At 60.1% G+C, this 26,135-nt stretch carries 29 protein-coding genes, 1 tRNA gene and 2 pseudogenes; 22 read left to right on the plus strand and 10 right to left on the minus strand.

The window, feature by feature from the left end:
* Positions 1–121 precede the first annotated feature (121 nt).
* Both BR41_RS16455 and fdhD read left to right on the plus strand, forming a co-directional pair.
* Positions 122–355, plus strand: coding sequence for a helix-turn-helix domain-containing protein (locus tag BR41_RS16455; RefSeq protein WP_035059167.1), 234 nt, complete (start codon positions 122–124; stop codon positions 353–355).
* A gap of 17 nt (positions 356–372) precedes the next feature.
* Entirely contained in the window at positions 373–1,191 is an 819-nt protein-coding gene (gene fdhD / locus BR41_RS16460; protein ID WP_035059169.1) for a formate dehydrogenase accessory sulfurtransferase FdhD, read from the plus strand.
* Positions 1,192–1,254: 63 nt separating this feature from the next.
* Here the strand turns inward: fdhD and BR41_RS16465 are convergent, their stop codons facing one another.
* The gene (locus BR41_RS16465) at positions 1,255–1,569 is read right to left on the minus strand and encodes a hypothetical protein (protein WP_035059172.1); all 315 of its coding nucleotides are present in this window, start codon (positions 1,567–1,569) and stop codon (positions 1,255–1,257) included.
* Between the two features lie 436 nt (positions 1,570–2,005).
* Between BR41_RS16465 and BR41_RS16470 the strand changes: the two genes are divergently transcribed.
* On the plus strand, positions 2,006–2,542 hold the full coding sequence (locus BR41_RS16470; RefSeq protein ID WP_035059175.1) for a hypothetical protein: 537 nt from the start codon (positions 2,006–2,008) through the stop codon (positions 2,540–2,542).
* 67 nt (positions 2,543–2,609) lie between these two features.
* On the opposite strand, the gene dinB is transcribed toward BR41_RS16470, so the two are convergent.
* Positions 2,610–3,680, minus strand: a complete 1,071-nt coding sequence (gene dinB, locus BR41_RS16475) for a DNA polymerase IV (RefSeq protein ID WP_035059178.1) — start codon at positions 3,678–3,680, stop codon at positions 2,610–2,612.
* Positions 3,681–3,857: 177 nt separating this feature from the next.
* On the opposite strand from dinB, the gene BR41_RS16480 reads away from it, so the two are divergent.
* Positions 3,858–4,079: a hypothetical protein gene (locus BR41_RS16480; RefSeq protein ID WP_035059181.1), complete on the plus strand. Its 222-nt coding sequence runs from the start codon at positions 3,858–3,860 to the stop codon at positions 4,077–4,079.
* On the opposite strand, the gene rarD is transcribed toward BR41_RS16480, so the two are convergent.
* Positions 4,080–4,973, minus strand: coding sequence for an EamA family transporter RarD (rarD, locus tag BR41_RS16485; RefSeq protein ID WP_035059184.1), 894 nt, complete (start codon positions 4,971–4,973; stop codon positions 4,080–4,082).
* 183 nt (positions 4,974–5,156) lie between these two features.
* Between rarD and BR41_RS16490 the strand changes: the two genes are divergently transcribed.
* Complete coding sequence (locus BR41_RS16490; protein ID WP_211251780.1) at positions 5,157–5,435, plus strand: DUF1653 domain-containing protein; 279 nt, start codon at positions 5,157–5,159, stop codon at positions 5,433–5,435.
* Between the two features lie 95 nt (positions 5,436–5,530).
* Here BR41_RS16490 and BR41_RS16495 read toward each other — a convergent pair whose 3' ends face one another.
* On the minus strand, positions 5,531–5,734 hold the full coding sequence (locus tag BR41_RS16495) for a cold-shock protein (protein WP_035059190.1): 204 nt from the start codon (positions 5,732–5,734) through the stop codon (positions 5,531–5,533).
* A gap of 536 nt (positions 5,735–6,270) precedes the next feature.
* Here BR41_RS16495 and infA point away from each other — a divergent pair.
* From infA to ypfJ, 4 genes are all read left to right on the plus strand, one after another.
* A complete protein-coding gene (gene infA / locus BR41_RS16500; RefSeq protein ID WP_035059193.1) occupies positions 6,271–6,540 on the plus strand; it encodes a translation initiation factor IF-1 in 270 nt (89 codons plus the stop codon).
* 223 nt (positions 6,541–6,763) lie between these two features.
* The gene (locus BR41_RS16505) at positions 6,764–6,976 is read left to right on the plus strand and encodes a hypothetical protein (RefSeq protein ID WP_035059196.1); all 213 of its coding nucleotides are present in this window, start codon (positions 6,764–6,766) and stop codon (positions 6,974–6,976) included.
* Between the two features lie 190 nt (positions 6,977–7,166).
* Entirely contained in the window at positions 7,167–7,634 is a 468-nt protein-coding gene (locus tag BR41_RS16510) for an SRPBCC family protein (protein WP_035059198.1), read from the plus strand.
* Between the two features lie 94 nt (positions 7,635–7,728).
* Positions 7,729–8,595: a KPN_02809 family neutral zinc metallopeptidase gene (gene ypfJ, locus BR41_RS16515; RefSeq protein ID WP_035059291.1), complete on the plus strand. Its 867-nt coding sequence runs from the start codon at positions 7,729–7,731 to the stop codon at positions 8,593–8,595.
* An 11-nt stretch (positions 8,596–8,606) separates the two neighbouring features.
* Here the strand turns inward: ypfJ and BR41_RS16520 are convergent, their stop codons facing one another.
* The 3 genes from BR41_RS16520 to BR41_RS16530 form a co-directional block, all read right to left on the minus strand.
* Positions 8,607–9,143, minus strand: a complete 537-nt coding sequence (locus BR41_RS16520; RefSeq protein ID WP_035059200.1) for a DUF3617 domain-containing protein — start codon at positions 9,141–9,143, stop codon at positions 8,607–8,609.
* Positions 9,144–9,181: 38 nt separating this feature from the next.
* A complete protein-coding gene (locus BR41_RS16525; protein WP_035059203.1) occupies positions 9,182–10,276 on the minus strand; it encodes an HD-GYP domain-containing protein in 1,095 nt (364 codons plus the stop codon).
* A gap of 105 nt (positions 10,277–10,381) precedes the next feature.
* Entirely contained in the window at positions 10,382–10,648 is a 267-nt protein-coding gene (locus tag BR41_RS16530; RefSeq protein WP_035059206.1) for a hypothetical protein, read from the minus strand.
* 154 nt (positions 10,649–10,802) lie between these two features.
* Between BR41_RS16530 and BR41_RS23130 the strand changes: the two genes are divergently transcribed.
* From BR41_RS23130 to BR41_RS16550, 4 genes are all read left to right on the plus strand, one after another.
* The gene (locus BR41_RS23130; RefSeq protein WP_051711187.1) at positions 10,803–11,189 is read left to right on the plus strand and encodes a hypothetical protein; all 387 of its coding nucleotides are present in this window, start codon (positions 10,803–10,805) and stop codon (positions 11,187–11,189) included.
* A gap of 292 nt (positions 11,190–11,481) precedes the next feature.
* Positions 11,482–11,685 carry a YMGG-like glycine zipper-containing protein gene (locus BR41_RS16540; RefSeq protein ID WP_505578016.1) on the plus strand — a complete coding sequence of 68 codons (204 nt, stop codon included), beginning with the start codon at positions 11,482–11,484 and terminating at the stop codon, positions 11,683–11,685.
* 254 nt (positions 11,686–11,939) lie between these two features.
* Positions 11,940–12,713 (plus strand): HAD-IIA family hydrolase, encoded by a 774-nt coding sequence (locus tag BR41_RS16545; RefSeq protein ID WP_245615944.1) that lies wholly within the window; start codon positions 11,940–11,942, stop codon positions 12,711–12,713.
* Between the two features lie 47 nt (positions 12,714–12,760).
* Positions 12,761–13,684 carry an alpha/beta hydrolase family protein gene (locus tag BR41_RS16550; RefSeq protein ID WP_051711189.1) on the plus strand — a complete coding sequence of 308 codons (924 nt, stop codon included), beginning with the start codon at positions 12,761–12,763 and terminating at the stop codon, positions 13,682–13,684.
* A 42-nt stretch (positions 13,685–13,726) separates the two neighbouring features.
* Here BR41_RS16550 and BR41_RS23135 read toward each other — a convergent pair whose 3' ends face one another.
* Positions 13,727–14,179 (minus strand): hypothetical protein, encoded by a 453-nt coding sequence (locus BR41_RS23135; protein ID WP_051711191.1) that lies wholly within the window; start codon positions 14,177–14,179, stop codon positions 13,727–13,729.
* Positions 14,180–14,438: 259 nt separating this feature from the next.
* On the opposite strand from BR41_RS23135, the gene BR41_RS16560 reads away from it, so the two are divergent.
* The 5 genes from BR41_RS16560 to BR41_RS16580 all read left to right on the plus strand — a co-directional run bounded on the left by BR41_RS16560 (position 14,439) and on the right by BR41_RS16580 (position 23,001).
* On the plus strand, positions 14,439–16,166 hold the full coding sequence (locus BR41_RS16560; protein WP_035059209.1) for an ABC transporter permease: 1,728 nt from the start codon (positions 14,439–14,441) through the stop codon (positions 16,164–16,166).
* A 14-nt stretch (positions 16,167–16,180) separates the two neighbouring features.
* Entirely contained in the window at positions 16,181–17,512 is a 1,332-nt protein-coding gene (locus BR41_RS16565; RefSeq protein ID WP_245615946.1) for an ABC transporter ATP-binding protein, read from the plus strand.
* Positions 17,513–17,799: 287 nt separating this feature from the next.
* The gene (locus tag BR41_RS16570; RefSeq protein ID WP_084187306.1) at positions 17,800–18,336 is read left to right on the plus strand and encodes a glutathione peroxidase; all 537 of its coding nucleotides are present in this window, start codon (positions 17,800–17,802) and stop codon (positions 18,334–18,336) included.
* Positions 18,337–18,746: 410 nt separating this feature from the next.
* Positions 18,747–21,362 carry a glycoside hydrolase family 3 protein gene (locus BR41_RS16575; protein WP_084187308.1) on the plus strand — a complete coding sequence of 872 codons (2,616 nt, stop codon included), beginning with the start codon at positions 18,747–18,749 and terminating at the stop codon, positions 21,360–21,362.
* A gap of 130 nt (positions 21,363–21,492) precedes the next feature.
* A complete protein-coding gene (locus tag BR41_RS16580) occupies positions 21,493–23,001 on the plus strand; it encodes a family 16 glycosylhydrolase (RefSeq protein ID WP_035059212.1) in 1,509 nt (502 codons plus the stop codon).
* Positions 23,002–23,119: 118 nt separating this feature from the next.
* Here the strand turns inward: BR41_RS16580 and BR41_RS16585 are convergent.
* Positions 23,120–23,196 (minus strand) — tRNA-Arg (locus BR41_RS16585).
* A gap of 351 nt (positions 23,197–23,547) precedes the next feature.
* On the opposite strand from BR41_RS16585, the pseudogene BR41_RS25585 reads away from it, so the two are divergent.
* The 4 genes and pseudogenes from BR41_RS25585 to BR41_RS16600 form a co-directional block, all read left to right on the plus strand.
* A pseudogene (locus BR41_RS25585) lies at positions 23,548–23,787 on the plus strand (c-type cytochrome); the annotation flags it as partial.
* Between the two features lie 60 nt (positions 23,788–23,847).
* Positions 23,848–24,075 (plus strand): annotated as a pseudogene (locus BR41_RS25590) (c-type cytochrome); the annotation flags it as partial.
* Positions 24,076–24,151: 76 nt separating this feature from the next.
* Complete coding sequence (locus tag BR41_RS16595; protein WP_035059218.1) at positions 24,152–24,643, plus strand: GNAT family N-acetyltransferase; 492 nt, start codon at positions 24,152–24,154, stop codon at positions 24,641–24,643.
* A 92-nt stretch (positions 24,644–24,735) separates the two neighbouring features.
* Complete coding sequence (locus BR41_RS16600; protein ID WP_035059221.1) at positions 24,736–25,056, plus strand: DMT family transporter; 321 nt, start codon at positions 24,736–24,738, stop codon at positions 25,054–25,056.
* A gap of 57 nt (positions 25,057–25,113) precedes the next feature.
* Here BR41_RS16600 and BR41_RS16605 read toward each other — a convergent pair whose 3' ends face one another.
* Entirely contained in the window at positions 25,114–25,986 is an 873-nt protein-coding gene (locus BR41_RS16605) for a dienelactone hydrolase family protein (protein WP_035059224.1), read from the minus strand.
* Between the last annotated feature and the right edge of the window lie 149 nt (positions 25,987–26,135).

The raw sequence follows: 26,135 nt of genomic DNA on the forward strand, positions 1-26,135 counted from the left end.
TCGTGTAGCGATACGTTGCCATCGCGAGCAAGCTCGCTCCTACAAGTGTCCTTTCTCAGTCCAATTGGGCTTTCTCTGTACCCACGTCGGTTCAAGATTTTGTGTTTTGGATTCCGAAAACATGGAAGACCTTCTCATCGCCATCATGGCCCAGCTCGCTGAGCACGATGGCCTGTCCGATCACCAGATCGGCAAGCGCCTTGGCATCGGCATGAGCCAGCTCAACCGGGCCTTGGCTTTGCTTGAAACGAGTGCCGAGCAAGGCGGGCTGGGGTGCGTGGTCAGCCGGCAGGATGGCAAGCGGCGCACGCTTTGGCTCACCGAGCGCGGTCGTGCATTGTGCGTGCCGCAATGAACGCGCCCGAATCGAGGATGGAGTCGAATTTGTTGGCAGGTATCCAGCAAGTACAAGCGCTGCGCATCGAGCGTGGCGAGGCGGTGCAGCGTAGCGAACTGCTAGCCGAAGAGACGCCCGTGGCGCTGGTTTACAACGGCATCTCTCACGCGGTGATGATGGCGAGCCCGCTCGATCTGGAAGACTTCGCGCTGGGTTTTTCGCTGACCGAGGGCATCATCGCGCAGCCGCGTGAGCTGACCGATATCGAGGTGCAGACATCCAGCGCGGGCATCAGCATCGAGATGCGGATCACCGAAGAACGCTTCCGGCAGCTCAAGCACGTGCGGCGCACACTCGCCGGCCGCACCGGCTGTGGCTTGTGCGGGCAGGATTCCCTTGAGGCGGCCATCCGGCCGATTACGCCTGCGAGTTCCGCCGTGAGTGCGAATCTCACGGTGGATTCGGCAAGTGTTCAGCGTGCCTTGCAGGCGTTGACGGTGCTGCAACCGCTCAACGCGGCGACCGGCGCAGTTCACGCTGCCGGCTGGTGGCGGGGTGAAGAGATGTGGGTGCGGGAGGATGTCGGCCGGCATAACGCACTGGATAAGTTGATCGGCGCAACGGCTCGCCACGTTCCACCCGAAGGGCGCGACGGCTTGCTGGTGATGACCTCGCGGGCTTCCTACGAGATCGTCCACAAGGCGGCTGCAGCGGGTTTCGTCATCGTCGCGACGATTTCCGCGCCCACGGCCTTGGCGGTGCGGCTGGCTGACGAAGCAGGCATGACCTTGATCGGCTTTGCGCGCGATGAGCGGATGACGGTTTATAGCCACGCCGGGCGCATGACTGCATGAGCCCTGGTGCCTTGTGCAGTCGAGGTTGGGTGGTTGATGCTGCTGCGAGACTCGCGGTAAGGCTCAATAGGCCCAGACCTCCACCGCCGCCTGGATCGATGCATCCGCTCGTGCCAGGTCTTCCGGCACCATTACCGGCAAGAATTCGACATCGGCCCCGAGCCAAAGAAAGAACGGTTCCGCGATTGCTGGCATCTGCGACGCATCATCAAAGTTGACGACGATATAGCCGCCGCGCTGTCCGCCCACGGTGGTGAAGTAGGCGGCCTCTGCCTTGATGTCGGCCAGCAGCTTTCCCAGTCGCTCGCCAAAGTGCGGATCGCGCAACGCCTTGTTTCCCATCTCGTTCGAAAGTCTTAATTTCATCAGGTAACGCATGATGCAGCCTCGTTGATCGGTTCACGGGCTACTCATCGTGGTTTGCTGCAGTGAGCACTCCCCGCCACCGGGCAGCAAGAAGTGACCGGTGGTGGTCGGTTTGATGACGCTGTGGGCGGCTACGCGGTTGGCGGCGCAAATCTTGACAATGACCAGGCAGGTACCTATTAAAAGGTTGCTAATTTACTTACGCCATTCTTTTGTGGTGTGGATTGTCCCGGTCGGAATGGAAGTATTATAGGGGCGAGCTGGCTCGCGATTGCTGCGGTGGATTTGCCATCGTCATCGCGAGCAAGCTCGCTCCTTCATTTTTTTCCAAGGATTGATGGGCCTTGATCGTCTGTTGAGCGTGGAACGGGTAGATGCCAGTGCGCCCGTGGGGGTGGTGTTGCTGATCTGGCGAATGGTTTAGTGATCAACTTCGGAGGGTATTGTCATGAAAGGCATTGGTAGACGCATCTTGTTTCAATGGCTGGGGGTGATGATGGCTGGTTTGCTCTGTGCTGCGCCTGGGTTCGCGCAGACGACGCTGGTTACCTGCCCTGGAACGGCAACGAATCACTACACGCCAGGATTAACTGATTCGCCGCAGTTGATCGCGGTCAATGCCAACGCGACGCTTGGGCCCTGCGTTGGTGACGCTACTGTGGTGTCGGCTACTTATCATTTTGGGGGACAGGGCACATTGTCCTGCGCATTGACACTCAATAGTGTCAGCGGTGGCACGACAACCGTCACATGGCAGGATGGGCAGCAGAGCACCGCGACCTTTGTCCGGGCCGTGACGGAACGGCTTCCTATCGGGGATGTAGTGACCACCAACGAGCTTTTGGTGACGGCAGGGAGGTATGCCGGTGCCAACATGACGTTTGTGGCTACGTTGGTGCAGCCCAATCTGTTGGCATGCATGACACCGCCAGGTGTCACCGATGCGGCAGGCCCGGCCGTGATGACCATCACCAGCCTGCAATAGCCTTTATGTAGCCAGTCGCCGCTGATGCCGCTGTGGGCGCTCTTCTGCCGCTAAGGCTGAGTCTGGGTTAAATGACTGGCGCTTCTTGCCAAAGCGGCAAATTCTCTTCCGGCATCGGCGCGTTTTCGGCAAAGCGTACGCCGACGCCAACGAGCCGCACCGGCTTACTGCCGCGTTGCCAGGCGGTGGTGAGTAGCTGGCGGTATATGTCCTCGGTCGGCGTGCTGCAGACGCATTCCATGGTGGTCTGCGTGAAGTCATGGAATTTGATCTTGACGTAGGCTTTATGGGGCGGCGTATCTGCGCCGCTGCGAGTCAGCCGGTGCGCGAGGTCTTCCCATAAGGGCGGTAGCGTGGCGAGGCAGGCGGCGAGGTCGGGCAGGTCGTTCGGGTAGGTGTTTTCGACCGAGAGCGATTTGCGCTCGCGGCGGGGGTCGACCGGGCGTTCGTCTTGTCCCCGGCATTGGCGGTAGAGCGAGCGGCCCATCTTGCCGTAGTCGCGCACCAGTTGTTCCAGCGGCCATTGCTGCAGATCGGCGCAGGTGTGTGCACCGGCGGCGTTGAGGCGGGCGGCGGTGACTTTGCCGACTCCCCATAGTTTCTTGACCGGCAAGGACTGGATGAAGCTGTCTATTTCGTGCGGCAGGATCACGTACTGGCCGTCCGGTTTGTTCCAGTCGCTGGCGATCTTGGCGAGTAGCTTGTTCGAGGCGATGCCGGCGCTGGCGGTAATGCCGACTTCGGCCGCGATGCGGGCGCGGATTTCTTCTGCGATCAACGTGGCGCTGCCACGGCAGCGGGTGGCGGTGGAGACGTCGAGATAGGCCTCGTCGAGCGAGAGCGGTTCGATCAGGTCGGTGTAGTCTAGAAAGATCGCCTGGACGGCTTTGGACGCGGCTCGATAACGTTCGAAATCCGGTGGCAGTAGCACGAGTTGCGGGCAGCGCTTGAGTGCGGTGGCAGTGGGCATGGCGGAGTGGATGCCGAATTTGCGTGCCGGGTAGTTGCAGGTGGCGATCACACCGCGTTGCTCCGGCCGGCCGCCAATGGCGAGCGGTAGCGGGCGTAACTCGGGCCGGTCGCGCATTTCGACCGAGGCATAAAAACAATCGCAATCGATGTGGATGATCTTGCGCACGATGGGCGTGGGCTGAGTAGCAACAATCCGTTTATTGTACGATCGTTCTATTGATTTGCAAATTATGATGCAGGGTGTGTCGCTGGGTCGCGAGGGTCGTAAATCGGCGGTGCTACACTGCGGCCGGATCAATCAACGTAAAGCGAGCGGCTACGTACCGCATCTGGAGAAGAATTCATGAAGGCTTCAATCATCGTCGGCATCCTTTTGATCGCGCTGGGGGCGGGCATTCTGGTCCTGGGCAATATCAATTACAAAACCGAGGAAAAGGTGTTCGAACTCGGCCCGCTCAAGGCGACGGCGGAGAAAGAAAAGAGCGTCGCCTTGCCGCCCTTGTTGGGTTGGGCGCTGGTGATTGGCGGCATTGCGGTGTTGGTCGTCGGCTCGCGCAAGAAGTAGTCAGCTCGATCCACGTTGCCGATGCAGGGTGAAGGCGCTGTGCGTGCCGGTGAGCAGAATGGCGATCCAGATCGGCACATAGGTGCCAAGGCCTGCTGCGCTGAAGGGCTCACTCAGGAAGACGACCGAGATGATGAAAAGCAGCACCGGTTCCACATAGCCAAGGATGCCGAGCAAGCTCATCGGGAGTAGGCGGCTGGCACCCAGATAGCAGCCGAATGCGGTTGCGGTCATGATGCCGAGGCAGGGTAGCAGCAGCCACAGCAAGGGCTTGACGGTGAGTGCGGTGGTGCCGGCGTCATGAGTGCCAAGCTGGAACGCCGCCCACGGCAGGATGAAAAGGATTTCCAGCAAAAAGCCGCTGACCGGGTCGAGCTTCACCGCTCGGCGCAGCATCAGGTAGGGCGGGTAGCCGAGCGCGGTAACGAGCGATACCCACGAAAATGCCCGGGTCAGCCAGAGTTCGTGCAAGACGCCGGCCAATGCGAAAGCGACGGCGATCCATTGCAGGCGGCTGGGTCGTTCGCCGTAGAACACGAAGCCCACCAGTACCATCACCAGCGGCAGCAGAAAGTAGCCAAGCGAGACTTCCAGTAGCCGCCCGGCGAGCGGCGCCCACATGAATAGCCATTGCTGAATGCCGAGCAGCAGTGCGCAGACAGGCACTGCGATCCAGAGACGGGGCTCGTGCCGGAAGCGGTTCAGCATGGCCAGGAAGCGGGGCCAATGTCGCAGTAGCGCCATCGCGACGAACATGCCGGGAATCGTCCAGACGATACGCCAGGCGAAGATGTCGATGCCGGTCAGTGGCGTGAGCAGCATGGTGAACCAACCCAGCGCGGCGAATACCACCGACGCCACGACTGATAGTGCGACTCCTTGTCCTGACAGCATGCGCGTTCTCCAATCGAACCGGCAATCCTAGCAGGGCGGGGTAAGGCTGGCTGTGCTGGCTTTCCGCGATAGGGAGGCGTGAAAAGAACTCGTGTCGTTCCGATGTGGGGCTTATCACGCATCGCCGCGTGCGGCTAAACTGCCGTTCCCGATCGTATTCGATCAAGTTGCAGGAGTTTGTCCGTGAGTCAGAGCCAGTCCACCTATTTTCGCCACGTCGACGGCGGCTATTACCGCTTTATCGCTGATGCCCGCCATAGTGAAGATCTAAGCGCGATGGTGGTCTATGAGCATCTCTGGCCGTTTGATGCCGGTTTTTGGGTCCGGCCGGCTGGCGAGTGGGTGAGGCGTTTTTCGCCGGTGCCTGAAGCTGAGGCGGTTGCGGCACAGCAGGGTGATCGTTTGGCCGCTCAGGCGGCCGTGAATGCCGCAAAGGCGGCGCGTCGCGCGCGGGGTGGTTAACGGCTTTTCTTGGGGGGCCAGTAACCAACAGACGTGAAAACAATGGACGTAAAAAAGCCCGGATCGCTCCGGGCTTTTTCGATCATCGCGGCTGATTAGGCAGCTTTGATGTTCGACGCTTGCTGACCCTTCGGGCCAGTAGTGATGTCGAAGGTGACCTTTTGGCCTTCAGCCAGGGTCTTGAAACCGTTGGACTGGATTTGGGAGAAGTGGGCAAACAGATCGTCACCACCTGCATCCGGAGTAATGAAGCCAAAGCCCTTGGAGTCGTTGAACCACTTGACGGTACCGGTAGCCATGAAAAAATCCTTGTTGATCAGTAATAAAAAGTAATAGGTAAAAATGGGCGAGGCCCAAGCGCATGACAATCAAGGGAAATGGCAAAACGAGGTAATACCAAGTGTCACAACGAATACCGCAACTTCACGGCTTGAAATATCCTGCGTTTGTCTTTCTACGCCCATTCGTCGGTTTGTACAAGATTTTTTTACGTTCGTCCATGCGGGCAATGTGAGTGGATGAGCGGCCTGCGAGCGGGGCTTTCTGAAAAGGCCTATGCTCAGGGGGCAATAATGCGCTGTCATTACCGCCACAAGCCTTGTATAGTGCGGCCTCGCCCCGACCGCGCAGCGAATGCGTCGCGATCCCGGCCATCTCCGCCGTCCTTGTGTCCCGTTCGGACGACGTATTCCTCGCGTTGAACATCTCGCCAGTTTGCCAGCGCCTTGCTGTTGGCCACTTTCGGCTTTTCGTTCATTCGTGTGCTGGTCATGCCGGCACACCGCACAACCTTTGGCACACGCACGTGCGTGCCGCCAGCAGGAGCATCATTACTATGGCTAAAGAAGATCTGATCGAAATGGAAGGCGTGGTGGCCGAGTTGCTGCCCGATTCACGCTATCGCGTTGTGTTGGATAACGGCATTGAAATCACTGCTTATACCTCCGGCAAGATGAAGAAGCACCGCATTCGCGTCTTGGCTGGTGACAAGGTCACGGTCGAAATGTCGCCTTATGACCTGACCAAGGGCCGCGTGAGCTTCCGCCACAAGGACGAGCGCCCGGGCAATTCCGCGCCGCCGCGTCCCGGTTTTGTGCGTCGCTGATGTCTTGCACCGCCAAACGCCCTTCGGGGCGTTTTTTTGTGGCTGGAGAAAATGCAGTTGTAAGTAAAGCCGCTGGTCAGAGCGGCACTGCGGTGCATGATGTTGCAGCAGTACACTCTTAGGGTAAGTCTGATAACACCTCGGTACGCTTGAACTATTTTGTTCTGCCATCACGCCAGTGCTTCGCCTTGGCATGAAGTCTCGGCTCGTTATGGAGCAAGCCATGGAAAAATATGTCCCTACCCACAAGGCCACCTATGGCCCGGTCGCCGCGTTGAGCGGACGGCTGGTTGCCGATGATCAACGCCTTCTCGAGCGCCGTCGCTCGCTCGATGAAGACGATGCAATGTGGCAGTACATCAATTACGCATTGAACGGCAACGAGCGGCGCACATCACGTGGTCGACGCAAGGTGGATCGCCTGAAACGGATTTGATCGTCCCCTCGCTGTAGCTCTCTGTAGTACCCCATCAAGACACCGGCCGCGCGCCGGTGTCGTTGTTTGGCTCCCTTCCTTGAACGGTGCCTGCTGGCGCTGCATAGTGATTTTACGGGGCTCGCTTGCCTCAACCGCATGCCGTGTTGAGCTGCTACACCGTACTCAAGGGAATCAGGGGAGCAAGATCATGGATACGCCTAGCTATGTCTACGTGTGCTACATCGCAACCACGCCGGAGCAGCTATGGCGAGCGCTGACCGACAGCGAGCTCACGCAGAAATACTGGCGACGGGTTGAATCGGACTGGTTGCCGGGCTCTCAGGTCACGTACTGGATCGACGATGCGCGCATCGATCTGCAAGGTATCGTGCTGCTGGCCGAGCCGGGTCAGATGTTGTCGTTCACCTTCGGCGTGCAATGGCTGGAGCACATGCGCGATGAAAAGCCATCCCGCGTGACGTTCGAGCTGGAGGCGCTGGGCGACGTGGTCAAGCTCACCATGACACACGATGAGTTCGCGCCGGGCAGCAAGGTGTATCACGGCATCCAGCAGGGCTGGCCGGCCATCTTGTCGTCACTCAAGACCTTGCTGGAAACCGGCAAGCCCCTGCATTACACCCATTGGGTTGATCCGCTGGAAAAGATTGGCAGTTGAGTTGTCCGTGAACGCTTCGCCATTCCGGCGGCATTGTGCTGGGCATCTGCGGCTGGGATCATGTGCGCTACGGCAATAAAGCTCGGGGATGGACATGCGTTGGGATGACATGCGCGAAAGCGGCAATGTGGAGGATGAGCGATCCAGTAGCGGCTTTGGCGGCGGCGGATTGCGTTTGGGGATTGGTGGCGTGGTGTTGGCCATTGTGGTTGGCCTGCTCGTTGGCAAGAGCCCGATGGAAATCCTTGGCATGGTCATGCAGTTCTCCGGCCATCAGCCGGTTGCCACGCAACGCGGGCCGATTGCTGCGACCGATAACGACCAATCGAAGCGTTTCGTCGCGCATGTGCTGGGTGATACCGAAGACACCTGGGGCAAGCTGTTTCAGGAGTCCGGCGAGCAATATCGCCCGCCCAAGCTAGTGTTGTTCCGCAACGCGGTGCAGTCGGGCTGTGGTCAGGCCAGCTCGGCCGTCGGGCCGTTTTATTGCCCGGCCGATAGCAAGGTGTATCTGGACCTGGGGTTTTTCGACGAACTGCACAAACGTTTTGGCGCACCCGGTGACTTTGCTGCGGCCTACGTCGTGGCGCATGAAGTGGGCCACCACGTACAAAACCTGATGGGCATATCGGACAAGGTGCACCGCGCCGAGCAGGGCAAATCGAAGGCAACGGCCAATGCTTTGTCGGTCAAGCTGGAGTTGCAGGCGGATTGCTTTGCCGGTGTGTGGGGGCACTACGCACAAGCGCGTGGCCTGGTCGATCGGAACGATATGGAACAAGCACTGACCGCCGCCAACGCCATTGGTGACGATACCTTGCAGCGCAATGCCGGCCGGAATGTAGCGCCGGATTCGTTTACCCACGGTTCATCCGAACAGCGGATGCACTGGTTCCGCACCGGCTTCGAGAGCGGCCGGGTGAAGGACTGCAATACCTTCAGTCGCAACGCCGCCTCGTAACAGCCCGAGGCTTAACAGCTGCCAATCTTCCTGGCGCTGCCTTTGATGTGCATCTCGCGCTTGGGTGTCGTGATCTGGTGCTCGAAGGTATAGCTGTCCTTGGCCGAGTTGAACTGGAACACGCTGTGCATCGACATTTGTTCCGGCTTGGTGCACTTCATGTCCATGGTCAGCGTGTTGCCAGATACGTTGTACTTGGGTGCATCGCACTGGCGTTCGCTCTTGGCATTTGCGGCGGACTGGGCGCGGCGCGCTTCGCCGGCTTCGTGCCATTTGTTGATGTTCTCTTTGTTCAGGCACATGGTCATGGTCATCGTGCCGGCTTGTGGGTCGATCGACATGCCGTGCTGCTTCATCGCGGCCTGCGTCCTGGCGTCCATCTTGCTCATCGCGGCTTTTTGCTCGGGCGGCATTTCGGTGGTGATCGCCCATTGGCCTTCGCTGGGCATCAGTGACGGCAAGTCGCTGGCCAATGCGGTTGGAACGAATAGGGCGCCGGGGACGAGCAGGGTGGTGGTCAGCAAAGCGGTCGATAGCGTATGGCGCATGGCGAGCTCCGTGTTCACGATGAGGCAAGGTGGGGTGTTCAGCGTGCCGCGTGTTCCAGCATGCTGCGGATCACCGCGTTAAAGGGCGCGATCAGCGCCGGGTCGAACTGCCGGTCAGATGCATTGACCTCGGCAATGGCACGCAATACCGAGCGCTGCTGGCCGCGTTGCTGATGCTTGAGCATCACTGATTCGAATGCATCCACCAAGGCCAGGATCTTAGCGCCGGTGACGATCTCGTGGCCCTTCAGCCCATGCGGGTAACCACGGCCATCGGGCTGCTCGTGATGCTGCAGCACGATGGTGGCGGCCTCGCGCCAGGCGGGCATGCGCTCTAGCAGGCCAGCGGCCCAGGCGGGATGATCTGCCAGCAGCCGGCGCTCATCGTCGGAGAGACGCCCGACCTTGAGCCACAACGATTCCGGCAACAGCATCATGCCGATGTCGTGGAGATAGACCGCTGCTTCCAGTTGTAGCGGATCGGCCGGCAAGCCCGCGCGCTCGTTGGTTTCCAGTGCCAGTTTGAGATTGCGTGCAGTCCGGCCCAGGAACTGCGGCGAGCGTTGCTCAAGCTGCAGCGCCAATGTCTTGAAGAATGGCAGATCGCCGTCCCGAAGTTCCGCCAAGGCTTGCGCAGTCGGTGTGCCGCCCAATTCAGGTGCTTCGCCATGCATCTGAAAGCCGGTGAGGGACTCCAGCAAGCGCCGGCACGCCATTTCCAGATCAATGCCGCGCAGCTCACCCAGTGTTTGCAGACCTTGTTCCAGTCGATCCAGCTGCAGATGATCGGTGGGGCGTTGCTCAGCCAGTGCTTCGACTGCCAGCTCCAGCCGATCCAGCGTCAGCAGGATGACTTCGGCCAGGATCGCGCTGAAGGTGATATCCCCCGCTCGCAGGCGGGAAAGCTGGTTTTCGATGCCGTGCGCGAATGGCACGACGAAGCGCACCCGGCATAGCGAGGCGTCGCCCTTGATATTGTGGAAGGCACGGAACAGGTCGGCGACCAGCGTCAGATTGTCTGGCGTGCGTCTCAGCTCGGAAACCAGCCGTTCGATATTGGGCGCGTAATCAGTTAGCGCGTCGCGGAACTCGACCAGGTCACTCAGGTTGGACTGCAGGGCTTCGGAGCTCATCGCGGCGCCATGGGTACGGGATCGGGGGCGGAACGTTCTATTCACGGTCTTATTCACCATAGAACGCCCCGCAGCGCCTGCCGATTCGTGTGATGCGGCTGGGTGCTAGCCGGCATCGACTGCGTTTTGCAGCAGCTTGCCGACGAGCTCGTTCAGCGTCACGCCTTGCGCTGCTGCCTGTTCATGCAGGGTTTTGACGAGGTCGCCATTGAGCTTGACCGCGAAGGGCACAAGGCCGGCGGCCTGATCCAGCTTGCGTTGCTCGCGGCGATCCACCATGCCGGCTTTGCCGAAACGATCCGGCGTGCTGCTGTTGCGCAGTGTGTTGTTGATCTTCAGGCCCTGGTTTTTTTCGAGGTCGGTTTTTTTCATGGTGATGGTATTCCTTTCGCGTAACGCGCCAGTTTACGTGGACTGCGACCTGCCGTAACCCCGTGTGACAGAGTTTAAAAACCGTCATCGGTGCGTCTTGGCTGCGCGTTAATGGATCAGAGGCACCCATTGCGTGTCTGCAGGAGTACGGATCATGGCAAAGCATGGCTTGATGACATTGATTGGTGCAGCAGTTCTCGCCGTCGCCAGCTTGCAAGCTGGCGTTGCACAGGCGCGCGTGGACGTGGATTTGAACATTGGCATTCCACTTGGCCCACCGCCGCCACGCGTCGAATACGTACCTGCTCCACGGGTCGGCTACTACTGGGAACCGGGCGTGTGGGTCCGTGTGGGTCCGGATTGGCGCTGGCACAACGGCTATTGGCGCGAAGACTACCGGGAGACCGAATACCGGCCGTATTGGCATGACCACGAGCGTGATCGGGGTTGGGGCGACCATGACCGCTGGCATCGCGGTTGGGGTGATCAGGATCGGCACGACCACGATTGGCATGAGCACGGCCACCACTGGCACGATTGATCGCTGCCGGTGCTCGGGTCGATAGCCAGGCAATGCGCTGGCCGGATGTTGAAAAGGGGGCGATGCGTTGGCGAAACCAGTGGCGATCCTGTCATCCCCTTCCTTGCAACATGTCTTGAAATAACTGCCCCTGATCAAGGCTATTCAGCATGGGGAGCCGGGCGGGACGAAGGGCTGGCGTGATGTCAACGCGCAAACCGCTTGGTGAGACTTTGAGTAGCAGGTTTCACCAGGCCCGTTCATGGAGGGCAAAACCATGAAAACCTGGATGCGTAGCGGTGTTTGTGCCGCAATGATAGTCAGTGTGTTGTCCGGTTGTGCTGACATGACCACGCGACAACGTAACGCGGCCATCGGTGCCGGTATTGGTGGTGTGGCCGGCTCGGTGCTGACCGACGGTAATCCGTGGGGTGTGGTCGGCGGCGCAGTGGTTGGTGGCGTGATCGGTCATGGCACCGGTAGTGACAGGAAGTTGAGGCATTACGATACCCACTAAGGCATCAATGGTTCAGTGGGCTCACTTCCCTCGCCACTTCAACCCAAGCCCGCAAGCGTGCAACGTCTTGCGGGTTTTGCTTTGTAGGCGATCTGCGTGATTGCGCGGAGACATTCCCCGCACTACGCATTCCCCGCTAGGATGGCGTCATTCCAGAACCTTCACCCAGGCAGGCGCCACGCGGGCAAACCGTGTGGGGACGATCTACAACCGATCTACAACATCTACAACAGGATGTGAACAAGGAGAACAACATGATCAAGGCCATCATTTCCGACATGGACGGGGTGATTTACCGCGGCAAGCAGCTGATCCCCGGCGCACAGGATTTCGTCGACCGCATGCTCGCCGGCGGCACGCCCTTCCTGTTCCTGACCAACAACGCCGAACAAACCCCGCTCGATCTCAAGCTCAAGCTGGAATATCTCGGTATTCATGGCCTGACCGAAGCCAACTTCATCACCAGCGCCATGGCCACGGCCATGTTCCTGAAGAGCCAGAAAGACCGCGCTACGGCCTTTGTGATCGGCGGCGGCGGCCTGATGAACGAGCTGTATAACGTTGGCTTCTCGATTTCCGAATCGCACCCGGACTATGTCGTGGTCAGCAAGACCGCCACCTTCAGCTTCGAGATGCTCAAGAAAGCGTGTCGCCTGATCGATGCCGGTGCGAAATTCATCGGCACCAATCCAGACATGATCGACCCGGTGGAAGGGGGCGGTTTCGAGCCCGCTGCCGGCACCATCCTCGCTGCCATTTCCGCGGCTACCGGCAAGAAGCCCTACATCGTCGGCAAACCCAATTCGCTGATGATGATGCTCGCCACACGCAAGGTCGGCGTGCATCCCGAAGAGGCGCTGATGGTGGGCGACCGGATGGATACCGATATCGTCGGTGGGCTGGAAGCCGGCATGAAGACCGCGCTGGTGCTGTCCGGCGTGACCACGACCGACCAGATCGACCATTTCCCGTACAAGCCGGATTACGTGTTCAACAACGTGGGCGAGATCGAGCTCGACAAGCTCTGATTCGCTTGGGGTTGATCAGATCGGGATGACTTGGGAGGGCTAAACCCATGCGCAGGCTATTCGCTTTGCTGTTCCTGGTCGCTGCCACGCTGGCCCGTGCCGAGGGCTACGCCCAGCATGGCCCGCTGCAGGTCCGCACGGTAGAGACCAGCTGGACCGATCCGGCGCGGCAACGCGAGATTCCGCTCAAGCTGTACGTGCCGGAAGGCAACGGGACCTACCCGGTGATCCTGTTCTCGCACGGGCTGGGCGGCTCGCGCGACGGTGGGGCGGCGTGGGGCAAGCATTGGGCGAGTTGGGGATTCATCAGCATTCACCTGCAGCATGCCGGATCGGATAAGGCGATCTGGCGCGGCGGTGCCGACAATGTCTTGAAGGCCGCCAATGCAAGCCAATTGCAGGCGCGGGTGCAGGATGTGAAATTCGTGCTCGATGAACTGGCCCGTCGCCAAGGCCATGATGCCTTGCTGGCCCACGCCGATCTGCACCATATCGGCATGTCTGGCCATTCCTTCGGCGCGGCTACGACACTGGCTTTGGCGGGGGAGCGTTATCCGCTTGGGGGCAGCCTGATCGAGCCGCGCTTTGCCGCCTTCATTGCCTTCAGTCCGTCCGCCACGGGCCAGTTCGAAGCCCAAACGGAGCGTTTCGCCGGTTTCAACCGGCCGTTTTTCAGTGTGACCGGTACACACGACGCCGATCCGCTCGGCCGTGGCATGACGCCAGAGATGCGTACGTGGCCGTATCAGGCCATGCCTGCGGGCGATAAGTACCTGCTGGTCATGGAGGGCAAGCCGCATCTGTTTTTCAATGGCAGCGACAATGAGCCGGATGCAGCGGCCAGCCAGGTGGTCAAAGCAGCCACGGCAGCATTCTGGCTTGCCAACCTGAGTGGCGATAACGAGGCCAGGGCGTGGTTGCGCTCGGCCAAGTGGCCGGGAAAAACCGTCGCATCATTCGCCACCAAATAGCACCGGTTGCAGTTGGCCGCGCTCTTCCGCTCTTCTCTTTGTTCAGTCCGCTTCTTGATCGGATCGCAGGCGTTCCCGCATGTGCCGAAACCATAGCCGCCACGGCCGGGTCTGGCGCTTGGCCCAACGCCGCAGCCGTTGCACGAAGGCATAAATATGTCGATAGAGCGGCAACCGGCGCAGCGCCGGACGGCAGGCCCGCTCGATAAACGCCAATACGCCAAAGCTGAACAGCTTGAGCGCAATCAGCAAGGCCACTGCCCAAAGGACGTGGCCGCCTTTCAGTAACCACAGGTCGAGAAATTTGGCGGGCAACAGCGCCAGCATCGGCAAGGCGAAACAGGCAAAGGCTTGCCACGGGCTGCGTCGAACCAGCCAACCGGTCAGCGCCGCACCCCATACGCGCCAGATCCGCAGTTCAAGGAACCCGGCGACCAACGGGCGCAAGTGCAGCCAAAGCCAGGTTTCCAGCAGCACGAACAAGGCAATCGGCAAGCTCCAGACTCTGGGGCGGCGGTGTTTCGGGGTTTTGGCCATAGGCGGTGAAAAGGACTCGCAAAAAGAGTGCCGATGCTCAAAAGACAATGGCATCGCCTGTTGGTTTGTGACAAAAACATTTCGTCACGCGACACGGCCAACACAGATTGCGCCGGGTGGAGGAAAATCGCGTGCCGCACCAATCGGATCGGCTTGATGGTGCTGCTTGTATGGCGCTGATTGTAGCGCCTCGATAAATCGTACTTCGGATCTGCCGATGATCAAGTTTGAATATTTTCCCCGCCAAGTCATTGAAGCCGGCGGCAACCGCTGGGATTGGGCGCTGCTGCCCTTGGTCCTTTCGGCGCTGGTCTTGCTCGCCTTCGGCGCGGCGCAAATGTCGCACCCCTATCAGATTGGCGCGCCGATGCCGATCTATCTCGATCCAGCCTACCTGCCGTATTACCTCCTGCGCACGACCCTGCGGATGTTCATCGCGCTCGGGGCGTCGATTGTGTTCACCTTGGTGTATGCCACGCTGGCAGCCAAGAATCGTGCTGCGGAAAAAGTATTGATCCCCTTGCTGGATATTCTGCAGTCGATTCCGGTGCTGGGTTTTCTGTCGATCACGGTGACCGGTTTCATCGCCTTGTTCCCCGGCAATCTGCTCGGTGTGGAATGCGCGGCGATTTTTGCGATCTTCACGTCGCAAGCCTGGAATATGGCGTTCTCGCTGTACCAGTCGCTGCGCACGGTGCCGGGTGAGTTGCAGGAAGCGGCACGTATTTTCCAGCTCTCCGGCTGGCAGCGCTTCTGGCGTCTGGAGCTGCCGTTCGCCATGCCGCAACTGCTGTGGAACATCATGATGTCGATGTCCGGCGGCTGGTTTTTCGTGGTCGCCTCCGAAGCGATTTCGGTCTCCAACCAGAACATCAAATTGCCGGGCATCGGCTCCTACATCGCCCTCGCGCTCGAACAGCGCAATTTGCCGGCGATTGGCTGGGCCATCGGCACGATGGTGATCGGCATTCTGCTGTACGACCAATTGCTGTTCCGGCCTTTGCTGGCCTGGGCGGACAAGTTCCGCTTTGAAACCGAAGGCGGCGAAACCGGCCAATCGTCGTGGTTGCTGACGTGGTTGCGGCGTACCGAGCGCTTGCAGTTCATCGCGCGTGGCGGGCTCAAAGTGGTGGAAAAGAGCTTCTCGCTGTTTCGCCGCGAGTACGACGGCACCTCGATCCGCGCACGGCCGCAGCCGATATCGGATAAATGGTCGCGCATCTGGGATGCCGGGATCGCAGCGCTGGTGCTGTTCGCAGTCTGGCGGCTGGTGACCTTCATCCACAGTGAGGTCGGGGCGGGCGAAGTCGCTCGCGTGTTCCTGTTCGGTTTTTACACCTTGATCCGCGTGCTGGTGCTGATTGGCCTGGCATCGCTGGTGTGGGTGCCGGTCGCCATCTGGATCGGCATGAACCCGCGCTGGGCTGATCGCTTGCAAGCCGTGGCGCAATTGCTGGCGGCGTTCCCGGCAAATCTGATGTTCCCGCTGGCCGTGGTGTTCATTGTCTATTTCAACCTGAATCCGGATATCTGGCTGTCGCCGTTGATGGTGTTCGGTACGCAGTGGTACATCCTGTTCAACGTGATCGCCGGGGCATCGAACATCCCGAGCGAGTTGCGCTACGCGGCGCAGAACCTGGGTTTGAAGGGGTGGCTCAAGTGGCGGCGCTATCTGCTGCCGGCGATTTTCCCGAGCTTCGTGACCGGGGCGATCACCGCCAGCGGCGGCTCATGGAACGCCAGCATCGTGGCCGAGTACGTAACCTGGGGGAACACCCAGCTGGAAGCGCACGGTTTGGGTAGCTATATCGCCAAGATGACCGCGACCGGCGACTTCCCGCGTATTGCGCTCGGTATCGGCGTGATGTGCGTGTTTGTCATGAGCTTGAATCACTTCCTCTGGCGCAAGCTGTATAGCCTCGCCGAAGACCGGATGCACTTTTAAGGAATCGCCCAGCAATGGGTAAAGAGATCGACACGATGACCGACACATTGATTGAACTGAAAAACGTCGAAAAGCGCTTCAAGTCGGCGGACGGCATGGCGCGTACGGTGCTGGAAGGCGTCGATTTCGAATTGCAGGATGGCGAAATCGTTGCGTTGCTGGGCCAGTCGGGCTCGGGCAAATCGACGCTGCTGCGCGTCATTGCCGGCTTGATCCAGGCGGATGGCGGCGACGTGAAATATCGCGGCCAGCCGCTCTATGGCCCGGCCAACGGCATCAGCATGGTGTTCCAGTCCTTTGCGCTGTTCCCGTGGCTGACGGTGCAGCAGAACGTGGAACTGGGTCTGGAAGCGCGCGGCGTGAGTCAGGACGAGCGCGCCAAACGCGCCGAAGCCGCCATCGAGCTGATCGGCCTCTCCGGTTTTGAAGGCGCGTTGCCGCGTGAGTTGTCCGGCGGTATGCGCCAGCGGGTCGGCATCGCCCGTGCGCTGGTGATGGAGCCGGATGTGCTGCTGATGGACGAAGCGTTCTCCGCGCTCGACGTGATGACCGGCGAGCAACTGCGCGACGACATGCTGGAACTGTGGGACGGCAAGAGCACGCCGATGCGCGGCCTGTTGATCGTGTCGCACAACATCGAAGAAGCGGTGCTGATGGCCGACCGCATCCTGATTTTCGCCAGCGACCCCGGCCGTGTCCGTGCCGAGCTGCGCATCTCGCTGCCGCGCCCGCGTGATGTGGATAGCGTGGAAGTGCGCGCGCTGATCGATCAGGTCTACGCGCTGATGACCGCCCGCGCACCGCGTGCCGGCAAGGCCGCCGAAGAAGCCGTCAGCCTGCATCTGGGCTACCGCTTGCCCGAGGCCGATGTCAGCCGCATGGAGGGCATGCTCGAACTGCTGTCCGAAGAGCCATTCAACGGCCGCGCCGACTTGCCGAAGCTGGTCGACGAGACCGACCTGACCGATGACGAATTGCTGCCATTGGCCGATGCGCTGCATCTGTTGGGGCTGGCGCAACTGGCGCATGGCGATATCGTCATCACGCCGCTGGGCAAGCGTTATGTCGAAAACGAAGATGTCCGGCAGGAAATTTTCGGCCAGCAACTGTTGGCGCACGTACCGCTCGCCGCGCATATCCGCCACAGCCTGGAACAAGAGCCATCTGGCGAGTTGCCGGAAGGCCCGTTCCTCAAGCTGCTGCGCGAATCGCTCGATGCCGATGAAGCCGAACGCGTGCTCAAGGTGGCGATCGAGTGGGGCCGGTATGGCGAAGCCTATGAGTACAACTACAACACCGGTGTGGTGCATTTGCCTGAAGGCGAGGAAGAAGCCGAGGCGGAGTGATTGGCGTCTCGCCGGTCAGACCCGAAAGGCAAATCGGTAGACACGGAGCACACCGAGAACAGCAAACGAGCACACCGAGAGAACCCGATGTGATTGACTTGGTTTTCTCTGTGTTCTCCGCGAGTAGGGCGGGCCGTTTGACCCGCATAGGGGATGTGTGGCGAGCGCACAGTATTTGCGGGTTACGCCTTGCGGCTAACCCGCACTACGGGGCGTTTGATTTGATCGGAACGTGGGCGTACGCTGGTTTTCATCACTCCGTTCCTCGATCACTCCCCGAGAAAGCCATGCTTACCCTTCGTTTCTTCGCCGCCATGCTGCTGCTGGGCTTGGTCGGTGCCGTTCACGCCGCCTGCCCGCCGCTGCTCAATCACCAATTCAAAACGCTGCAGGGTGAGTCGTTCGATTTCTGCGGCTATGCCGGCAAGCCGATCCTGGTCGTCAATACCGCCAGCAAATGCGGTTTTGCGCCGCAGTTCGACAAGCTGGAAAAAATCTACAGCCAGTACAAGGACAAAGGGCTGTTGGTGGTCGGCTTCCCGTCGAACGATTTCAAGCAGGAGCTGGAAAGTAGCAAGGAAATCGGCGATTTCTGCCGGCTGACCTACTTCGTGAAATTCCCGATGATGGAGAAATCCAGCATCCGCGGCGATGACGCGAACCCCTTGTTCAAGGACTTGATCAAGGCTTCCGACACCAGCCCGAAATGGAATTTCTACAAGTATCTGATCGCCCCGGACGGCAAAACCGTCACCGCCTATGGCTCGATCACCGAGCCGGATAGCAAGGACATCCTTGGCAAGATTCAGGACTGGTTGAAGTAGCCATCCCCCCGATCTTTCTAGATACCTCCCCGATACGGCCGCAGCGAATGCGGCCGTATGTCATTGCAGCGATGCTGCCGCAAGAATTATTACTCCGTTTGCGCAGCCAGCTTTGTCAGCATCGCCCGGCCTGAATAGACGTCTGACTTGAATTGCTGACGCGCCCAAGGCCGGAAACGCCTGTCCTCAGCCATCCCTGGTTGCCGCAGTGGCAAAGCCAGAAAGCCAAAAGTCAGTCGGCCATTCGTCCTCAAATCCCGACCCAAATATCCGTATGTCGCCCATCGAGTTTTAAATTTGAAAGCGCTTTCAAAATGAACTAACGTGCCTTGGCGTGTGTGCCAACACACGCCGTAAATCTCGTGCAGTTCCTAGGAAAGCGCTTTTCAACGTGAAACCTGGAGTCATTGATGGGCAACAATTGCAAACCCTGGTTGCTGGCTGCGGCTTTTGCCGCCGCTGCAGCAACCTCGCTGGCGGATGAAGACGGATTCAAGCCCTTGGCCGAGACGCGCGACTGGCCGCGTATCGAGCACAAGAGCCCGCACGACAGGATGGTGAACTGGAAGGTCGAAGCGCTGCTGCGGCAGATGTCGCTGGAAGAGAAAGTCGGCCAGATGACGCAAGTGGAAATCCAGAACGTCACGCCGGATGAAGTCCGCAAATACCACCTCGGTTCGGTGCTTAACGGCGGCGGCTCGTGGCCGGGGCAGAACAAGGCGGCCAAGGTGCAGGACTGGTTGAACCTGGCGGATTCGCTGTGGGCGGCCTCGGTTGACCCAAGTAATCCGCACCGTATCCCGCTGATCTGGGGCACAGACGCCGTGCACGGTCACAACAATGTGCGCGGCGCGACGCTCTACCCGCACAATATCGGCCTCGGCGCGGCACGTGACCCGCGGTTGCTGCATCGAATCGGTGAGGCGGTGGCGCAAGAAGTGGCCGCTACCGGCATCGACTGGGCATTCGGCCCGACGCTGGCCGTGGTGCGTGATGACCGCTGGGGGCGCACGTACGAAGGCTATTCGGAATACCCGGTGATCACCGAAGCTTATGCCGAAGAGGTGATCGAAGGCTTGCAAGGCCGGCTGGGCCGCGACCCAAGCAAAGTCATCGCCACCGCCAAGCATTTCATCGGTGATGGCGGCACCACCAACGGCACCGATCAAGGGGTGACCGTGGCGACCGAAGAGACGCTGCGCAACTTGCATGCACGTGGCTACTACGGTGCGTTGCGGGCGGATGTGCAAACGGTGATGGCCTCGTTCAGCAGCTGGCAGGACCAGAACGCAGGCGCGACGGCCAAGGCCTACAAAATGCACGGCAACAAGTACCTGCTGACCGACGTGCTCAAGAACAAGCTCGGTTTCGACGGCTTCGTGATTTCGGATTGGAACGGCATCGGCCAGGTGAACCGCAGCAACAGCGATTCCCCCACCGACTGCAGCAATAGCGATTGCCCGTGGGCGATCAACGCCGGCATCGATATGGTGATGGTGCCGGATCGCACCGATTGGCAAGCCTTCATCGCCAACACCATCGCCGAAGTGAAGAACGGCACGATCCCGCAAGCGCGGATCGATGATGCAGTCCGCCGCATCCTGCGCGTGAAGTTCAACGCCGGCTTGTTCGAAAAGCCCACGCCATCGGCCCGTTTGGCGGTGCATGAAGTCGGCACGCCGGAACACCGCGAGCTGGCACGTGAGGCGGTGCGCAAGTCCTTGGTCCTGCTGAAGAACAACGGCGGCACCTTGCCGCTGCGGCGTGATGCCAAGGTGTTGGTCGCCGGCAAGAGCGCGGACAACCTCTCTAATCAGGCCGGTGGTTGGTCGGTCACCTGGCAGGGCTCCGGCTTGACCAACGATGACTTCCCCGGCGCAACCAGTGTGTGGAAAGCGGTGCAGCAGATCGCCCCGCAGGCGGTGCTGGATACCAGCAGTGACGGCGCGCTGGCCGACGCCAGTTTCGACGCTGCCGTCGTGGTGATCGGCGAAACGCCGTATGCGGAAGGCGTGGGTGACATCGGCAAGACTAAGACGCTGGAGCTGGCCCGACTGCATCCGGAAGACGTGAAGCTGATCGAAAGCCTGCGCAGTCGCGGTGTGAAGAAGATCGTCACCGTGCTGTTCTCTGGCCGTCCGCTCTATGCCAGCCGCGAGCTGAACCGCTCGGATGCCTTTGTCGCCGCGTGGTTGCCGGGGAGCGAAGGGGAGGGCATTGCCGATGTGCTGTTCCGTCGCAAGAGCGGGGCAGTGAATGTCGACTTTGCCGGCAAGTTGTCCTATTCGTGGCCGAAGTCCGCCTGCCAGACGCCGCTCAACGTGGGCGATGCCGATTACGCGCCGCTCTATGCCTACGGCTATGGCCTGAACTATCGCCATCCGGCTGAACAAGGCCAGTACGACGAGACCAGCCGCGATTACGGTTGCGGCATGGATGGCAGCGGCGGCGGTAGCGCCAGCACACCGCTGACGATCTACGATCGCGGCAACCAGAACGGATGGGTGATGCGCATTGGTGCGCCATCCAACTGGGGCGGGATCGATGTCGCGCAGGCCAGTGCCAGCACCACCGCGACGCCAGCCGGTGAAATCTCGGCTACGCCAGTGGATGACCAGAACGGCATCCAGTGGGCCGCGGTGAAGGTGCATTGGAACAACGCGGCCGGGCAGGTCTACATGCAGAGCGCCACATCGCTGGGCACTGATCTCTCGCCGTATCTGAATGCGCATGGTTCACTGGTGTTCGACGCCAAGCTCGCCACCCCGGCCAGCAGCGCAGTCACGGCGCGGATCGACTGCGGTTATCCGTGCATCGGGGCGGTCGACGTCACCACTGCCGTCAACGCCTTGCCGGTCAATAGCTGGACGAGCGTGGCGATTCCGCTGAGCTGCTTTGCAACGGCCGGCACGGACTTCACCAATGTCAACACGCCGTTGCTGCTGTACACCAGCGGCGCGTTCGACATCTCGCTCGCCAATATCCGTTGGGACCCGACCAACCCCGGCACGGTGAGCTGCCCCTGATTTCAGCCATTGATCTTGATCGCGTGTTGCGGTCAATTTCCGGCCGCCGCGTCGCCGCTGAGCAAACAGCAAGCGGCGCGGCCGGTCGGCTGTTCGGTGAATCATTCAGTCAATAACAAAGGAGATTGTGATGGAGATGAAACGCGCTTTACCTCGCCAACGCGTGCTGGTCGCTGCCTTGCTGCTGGCCGCCGCGCAATGGGCCGCCGTCGTGCCGGAGTCGTTTGCCGCTGCCTGCGTGCCGCAAGTCTGGACGGAAGGCCCCACCTATACCGTCGGCACGGTGGTGACCTACAACGGCCACAACTACGTGGCCTTGGTCACGCATACCGCCTATGCCGGCACCAACTGGAACCCTGCCGCTTCGCCGTCGCTGTGGCAGGACCAAGGCAGCTGCTCGGGCTCTGCCACGCCAGCCCCCACGCCAGCCCCAACCCCAACGCCAGCTCCCACGTCGACCCAGGCCGCAACGCCGACCCCGAGCGGGCAATACGGCTATCAGGTACAAGGCAGCAACGTGGCGTTCTACGTGAACAACGCGCCGTGGGCCGATCTGCATTACCAGATCAATGGCGGCGCACAACAAAACGTCCGCATGGCGGTCAGTGGCACGACCAATACCTACACGGTGGCTGGCGTGGCAAGCGGCGCGACGGTTCGCTATTTCTTTACCATCGGCAATAGCTCGGGCGGCGCAAGCGATACCGCATGGGCGCAGTTCACTGTGGGCAGCAGCACCCCAAGCAGCACGCCCACTCCGGCCCCAACAGCAACCCCCGTCCCCACACCGACCCCAACGCCTGCGCCGAGTGGCTGGACGCTGGTCTGGGAAGACAACTTCAATGGCAGCGGTCAGCCGGATGCCGCCAACTGGAACTACCACGTCGGCAATGGCTGGAATCCGGGGCTGAACGGCTTCCAGGGCTGGGGCAATGGAGAGTGGGAATGGTATCGCCCGGAGAATTCCTACCAGCAGAACGGCATGCTGGTAATGCGCGCGGATGACAGCACCACGCCGACCAATATCGCTGGCCGGGACTGGTATCAGCGTTCCGCACGCCTCACCACCAAGGGCAAGCAGTCATGGCAGTACGGCCGTATCGAAGCCCGCATCGCCATGCCGAACAGCAGTGGCACGTGGCCCGCGTTCTGGATGATGGGCAACGCGTGCGATGACACTTACACCACCAACTACAACGCGCCGATGTCGACCTACGACACCATGGCATCGAACTGGCCGAGCTGCGGCGAGATCGACATCATGGAGCACAAGAACAGCGATACGGTCACGTATCAGAACCTGTTCTGGGATACGCGCACCGGCCTGCTACCGTGGGCGAATGGCGTGGTCGGCAACCAGCCGGGCAATGCGCAAGTGGGGGATGTGAGCCAGTTCCACACGTATTCGATCGAATGGGATGCCACGAAGATCCAATGGTTTATCGATCGCGACAGCAATCCCAGCCCGGTGCACGTGGTGGATATCACGCCGGCCAATATGGAAGAGTTCCGCAAGCCGTTCTACATCATCCTGAACCTCGCGCTATCCGGCCAATTCACCGGCAATGCCCCGTTGGATCAGGCTGCGTATCCGCTTTCGATGTATGTGGATTACGTGCGAGTGTGGCAAAAACGTTGAATACGGGAAATTGATGCAGTAATGAAAAAGGCCGCCAGATTGGCGGCCTTTTTTATCGTGGCGACGAAGAGCCCGGTGTGATCCGGATCAGGGCAGAGAGCCCGGCACCACTAGAATCTGGCGCGCCCAGCAGGAATCGAACCTGCGACCTTCAGCTTCGGAAACTGACACTCTATCCAACTGAGCTATGGGCGCTACGAGGTGGCGGATAATAGCGCGTTTTGCAGGGAGCGTCCATGCACGGCTTTGTGACACGCCCCTTTGCACGTATAATCCGGCCGGTTATTCCACCTCCAAAGACATGACATAAGGGATGGCAGCATGAGCGGTTCCAACGCATCTTCGTCAGCGAAGGACGTCGTTTTTCAGATCGTGGTATCGATCGTCGGTTTGGTGTTGTTCGGTGTATTGATTGCAAAGCTGGTTAATTCGGGTACCCATGTCGATCTGGGTGCGACGACGATGTCCAATGAAGCCGTTGCCGCCCGGTTGAAGCCGGTTGGTGTGGTGAAAGTCGTTGACGGCGGCCCGCCGGGATCGCGCAGCGGCAAGGCTGTGTTCGAAGCGGTTTGTATTTCCTGTCACGGCACGGGCCTCGCTGGCTCGCCGAAGTTCGGTGATGCAGGTGCCTGGGCGCCGCGTATCGCCAAGGGCTTCGAGACGTTGTGGGGTCATGCGATCAAGGGCTTCAACGCCATGCCGGCCAAGGGCGGTTCGCCTGATCTGACGGATGACGAAGTCAAACGTGCTGTTGCCTATATGGGTAACGCTGGTGGCGGCAAATTCACCGAGCCACCAGTACAAGGCGGTGCGGCAGGTGGCGCGATTGATCCTGCCACCAAGGGCAAGGAAGTCTGGGAAGGTACTTGCCAGGCATGCCACGCTACTGGCGCAGCTGGCGCACCGAAGATCGGTAACAAGGCTGATTGGGCCCCGCGCCTGAAAGACGGTGCTGATGCAGCCATCGCTATCGGTATGAAGGGCCTGAATGCAATGCCGCCGAAGGGTGGTTACACCGGTTCCGATGCCGAGTTCAAAGCAGCAGCGCTCTACATGATCGGCCAATCCAAGTAAGCGGATTTCGCATGATCGAACGGGCGGCCTAGGCCGCCCGTTTTCATTGGCACGACGAAACTGAGGGAATAAACCGATGACCACAACTTTGCAGATCCGCCCGGCCCAGCCGAGTGACGTCGCCGATATCCTGGCGATGATTCGCGAACTGGCTGAATTCGAGCACCTGAGCCATCTCGTCGAAGCGACCGAAGCCAAACTCATGGCTGATCTATTCGGCTCGCAGCCTGCGGCTGAGTGCGTGGTGGCGACGGTTGGTGATTCGCCCGCTGGATTCGCACTGTTCTTCCATAACTATTCGACCTTTCTCGCCAAACGCGGCCTGTATCTGGAAGACCTGTTCGTGCGGCCCGCCTTTCGCAGGCATGGCGTTGGCAAGGCGCTGATTCGTCATCTCGGCCGGCTGGCAGTCGAGCGCGGTTGCGGCCGGTTCGAGTGGTGCGTGCTGGATTGGAACGCGAATGCCATCGCGTTCTACCAAGGCTTGGGTGCAACGGTGATGCCCGATTGGCGCCTTTGCCGGGTAACAGGCGATGCGCTGACGGCAATCGCGCAGCCCGACGCCTGATGTGTTGACTGGTCGGCGCGCCTCTTCCGGGTTTCCGGCACGCTGACTTTTGATTCGAGCCCGATTCGTTTGCTACGAAAAGGAGTTCGTTGATGTTCAATCCCTGGTTGGTGCTGGGCCTGGCTGTTTTTACTGAAATCGTCTGGGCCTTGTCGCTTAAATATGTGCAGCTCCATCCAAGCCCGTGGGTGATGGCCGGATCAATCGCGTTGTCCTTCGTCAACATGGCTTTGCTGTCGTTTGCGATGCGCGATATTCCGGCCGGCACCGCATATGCGATCTGGACTGGCCTTGGCGCGATTGGCGTGACGATTGGCGGCATGATCTGGTTTGGTGATCCGCTTGGCGCGGCGCGGGTGTTCTTCCTGCTGCTGATCGTGGGTGGGGTGGTGGGTTTGAAAGTGGTGACTTGAGCGCCGCCTGAAAAGCAAAAAGCCGGCATTGCCGGCTTTTTGCTTTGGGTGAGCGAATCAGACCCCGTTCTGTTTGAAGAAGGCCAGCATCTTCGCCCAGGCATCCGTCGCTGCTGCGGCGTTGTAGCTCGGTCGGTAGTCGGCATTGAAGCCATGCTCGGCTTCCGGGTAGACGTTGATCTGGTCGTTGCTGCCGGCGGCCTTGAGCGCCGCACGCATCTTCTCGATGCTCTCGGCCGTAATCCCTTTGTCCAGACCGCCATAGAAGCCGATCACCGGTGTTTTCAACTTCTGCACGATATCAATGGGGTAGAGCGGATTGTTCGGCGAGGTCGCACCCATCAGCCGGCCATACCATGCTGCGCCGGCTTTCAAGGCTGGATTGTGCGCGGCATACAGCCAGACGATGCGCCCGCCCCAGCAGAAGCCGGTGGTGGCCAGCCGCTTGGCATCGCCGCCGTGCTGACCGGCCCATTGGGCCGTGGCATCGAGGTCGGACAACACTTGCTCGTCCGGCACTTGTGAGACGACCTTGGTCAACAGATCGTTGATCTCCGGATACTGGCGCGGATCGCCCTGGCGGAAATACAATTCCGGCGCGATGGCGAGATAACCCTGCTTGGCCAGTCGTCGGCACAAGTCCTGAATATGTTCGTGCACGCCAAACACTTCCTGCACCACCAGCACGATGGGCAGCGGGCCTTTGGTATCGGCCGGTTGGGCGCGATAGGCCGGTAGTGTGGCACCCGCGACGGGAATGCCGACCGAACCAGCTGTCAGGCCCTTGTTGTCGGTGGTGATCGTGCTGGCGGCGACCGGTTTGACTGCCAATGCAAAACCGGCAGCGATGCTCACTGCCAGAAACTGGCGACGCGAATGGTCATCGGGTGTGTGATTATGCGAGGGAGAGGCAGGCGTTGAATCGGTCATCGAATCGCTCCGTTTAAAGAATGGCCAAATAAGCATAATGCAGCGCTGGCGATTTGGATGACGGCCGGTATATAACTTGGAATACTGACTTGATAATGCGGCGCAGTTGCCGCCTGTTGATTGCTGATAGGTAATTGTGGCGCGATACC

The organism is Andreprevotia chitinilytica DSM 18519 (assembly GCF_000711875.1).
Classification (GTDB): Bacteria; Pseudomonadota; Gammaproteobacteria; order Burkholderiales; family Chitinibacteraceae; genus Andreprevotia; species Andreprevotia chitinilytica.

Bases quoted from the DNA above. Each gene is read 5' to 3' on its own strand.
- BR41_RS16455 (WP_035059167.1), top strand. From the start codon at position 122: ATGGAAGACCTTCTCATCGCCATCATGGCCCAGCTCGCTGAGCACGAT.
- fdhD (WP_035059169.1), top strand. From the start codon at position 373: ATGGAGTCGAATTTGTTGGCAGGTATCCAGCAAGTACAAGCGCTGCGC.
- BR41_RS16465 (WP_035059172.1), bottom strand. From the start codon at position 1,569: ATGCGTTACCTGATGAAATTAAGACTTTCGAACGAGATGGGAAACAAG.
- BR41_RS16470 (WP_035059175.1), top strand. From the start codon at position 2,006: ATGAAAGGCATTGGTAGACGCATCTTGTTTCAATGGCTGGGGGTGATG.
- BR41_RS16480 (WP_035059181.1), top strand. From the start codon at position 3,858: ATGAAGGCTTCAATCATCGTCGGCATCCTTTTGATCGCGCTGGGGGCG.
- rarD (WP_035059184.1), bottom strand. From the start codon at position 4,973: ATGCTGTCAGGACAAGGAGTCGCACTATCAGTCGTGGCGTCGGTGGTA.
- BR41_RS16495 (WP_035059190.1), bottom strand. From the start codon at position 5,734: ATGGCTACCGGTACCGTCAAGTGGTTCAACGACTCCAAGGGCTTTGGC.
- infA (WP_035059193.1), top strand. From the start codon at position 6,271: ATGGCTAAAGAAGATCTGATCGAAATGGAAGGCGTGGTGGCCGAGTTG.
- BR41_RS16505 (WP_035059196.1), top strand. From the start codon at position 6,764: ATGGAAAAATATGTCCCTACCCACAAGGCCACCTATGGCCCGGTCGCC.
- BR41_RS16510 (WP_035059198.1), top strand. From the start codon at position 7,167: ATGGATACGCCTAGCTATGTCTACGTGTGCTACATCGCAACCACGCCG.
- ypfJ (WP_035059291.1), top strand. From the start codon at position 7,729: ATGCGTTGGGATGACATGCGCGAAAGCGGCAATGTGGAGGATGAGCGA.
- BR41_RS16520 (WP_035059200.1), bottom strand. From the start codon at position 9,143: ATGCGCCATACGCTATCGACCGCTTTGCTGACCACCACCCTGCTCGTC.
- BR41_RS16525 (WP_035059203.1), bottom strand. From the start codon at position 10,276: ATGAGCTCCGAAGCCCTGCAGTCCAACCTGAGTGACCTGGTCGAGTTC.
- BR41_RS16530 (WP_035059206.1), bottom strand. From the start codon at position 10,648: ATGAAAAAAACCGACCTCGAAAAAAACCAGGGCCTGAAGATCAACAAC.
- BR41_RS23130 (WP_051711187.1), top strand. From the start codon at position 10,803: ATGGCAAAGCATGGCTTGATGACATTGATTGGTGCAGCAGTTCTCGCC.
- BR41_RS16540 (WP_505578016.1), top strand. From the start codon at position 11,482: ATGATAGTCAGTGTGTTGTCCGGTTGTGCTGACATGACCACGCGACAA.
- BR41_RS16545 (WP_245615944.1), top strand. From the start codon at position 11,940: ATGATCAAGGCCATCATTTCCGACATGGACGGGGTGATTTACCGCGGC.
- BR41_RS16550 (WP_051711189.1), top strand. From the start codon at position 12,761: ATGCGCAGGCTATTCGCTTTGCTGTTCCTGGTCGCTGCCACGCTGGCC.
- BR41_RS16560 (WP_035059209.1), top strand. From the start codon at position 14,439: ATGATCAAGTTTGAATATTTTCCCCGCCAAGTCATTGAAGCCGGCGGC.
- BR41_RS16565 (WP_245615946.1), top strand. From the start codon at position 16,181: ATGGGTAAAGAGATCGACACGATGACCGACACATTGATTGAACTGAAA.
- BR41_RS16570 (WP_084187306.1), top strand. From the start codon at position 17,800: ATGCTTACCCTTCGTTTCTTCGCCGCCATGCTGCTGCTGGGCTTGGTC.
- BR41_RS16575 (WP_084187308.1), top strand. From the start codon at position 18,747: ATGGGCAACAATTGCAAACCCTGGTTGCTGGCTGCGGCTTTTGCCGCC.
- BR41_RS16580 (WP_035059212.1), top strand. From the start codon at position 21,493: ATGGAGATGAAACGCGCTTTACCTCGCCAACGCGTGCTGGTCGCTGCC.
- BR41_RS16595 (WP_035059218.1), top strand. From the start codon at position 24,152: ATGACCACAACTTTGCAGATCCGCCCGGCCCAGCCGAGTGACGTCGCC.
- BR41_RS16600 (WP_035059221.1), top strand. From the start codon at position 24,736: ATGTTCAATCCCTGGTTGGTGCTGGGCCTGGCTGTTTTTACTGAAATC.
- BR41_RS16605 (WP_035059224.1), bottom strand. From the start codon at position 25,986: ATGACCGATTCAACGCCTGCCTCTCCCTCGCATAATCACACACCCGAT.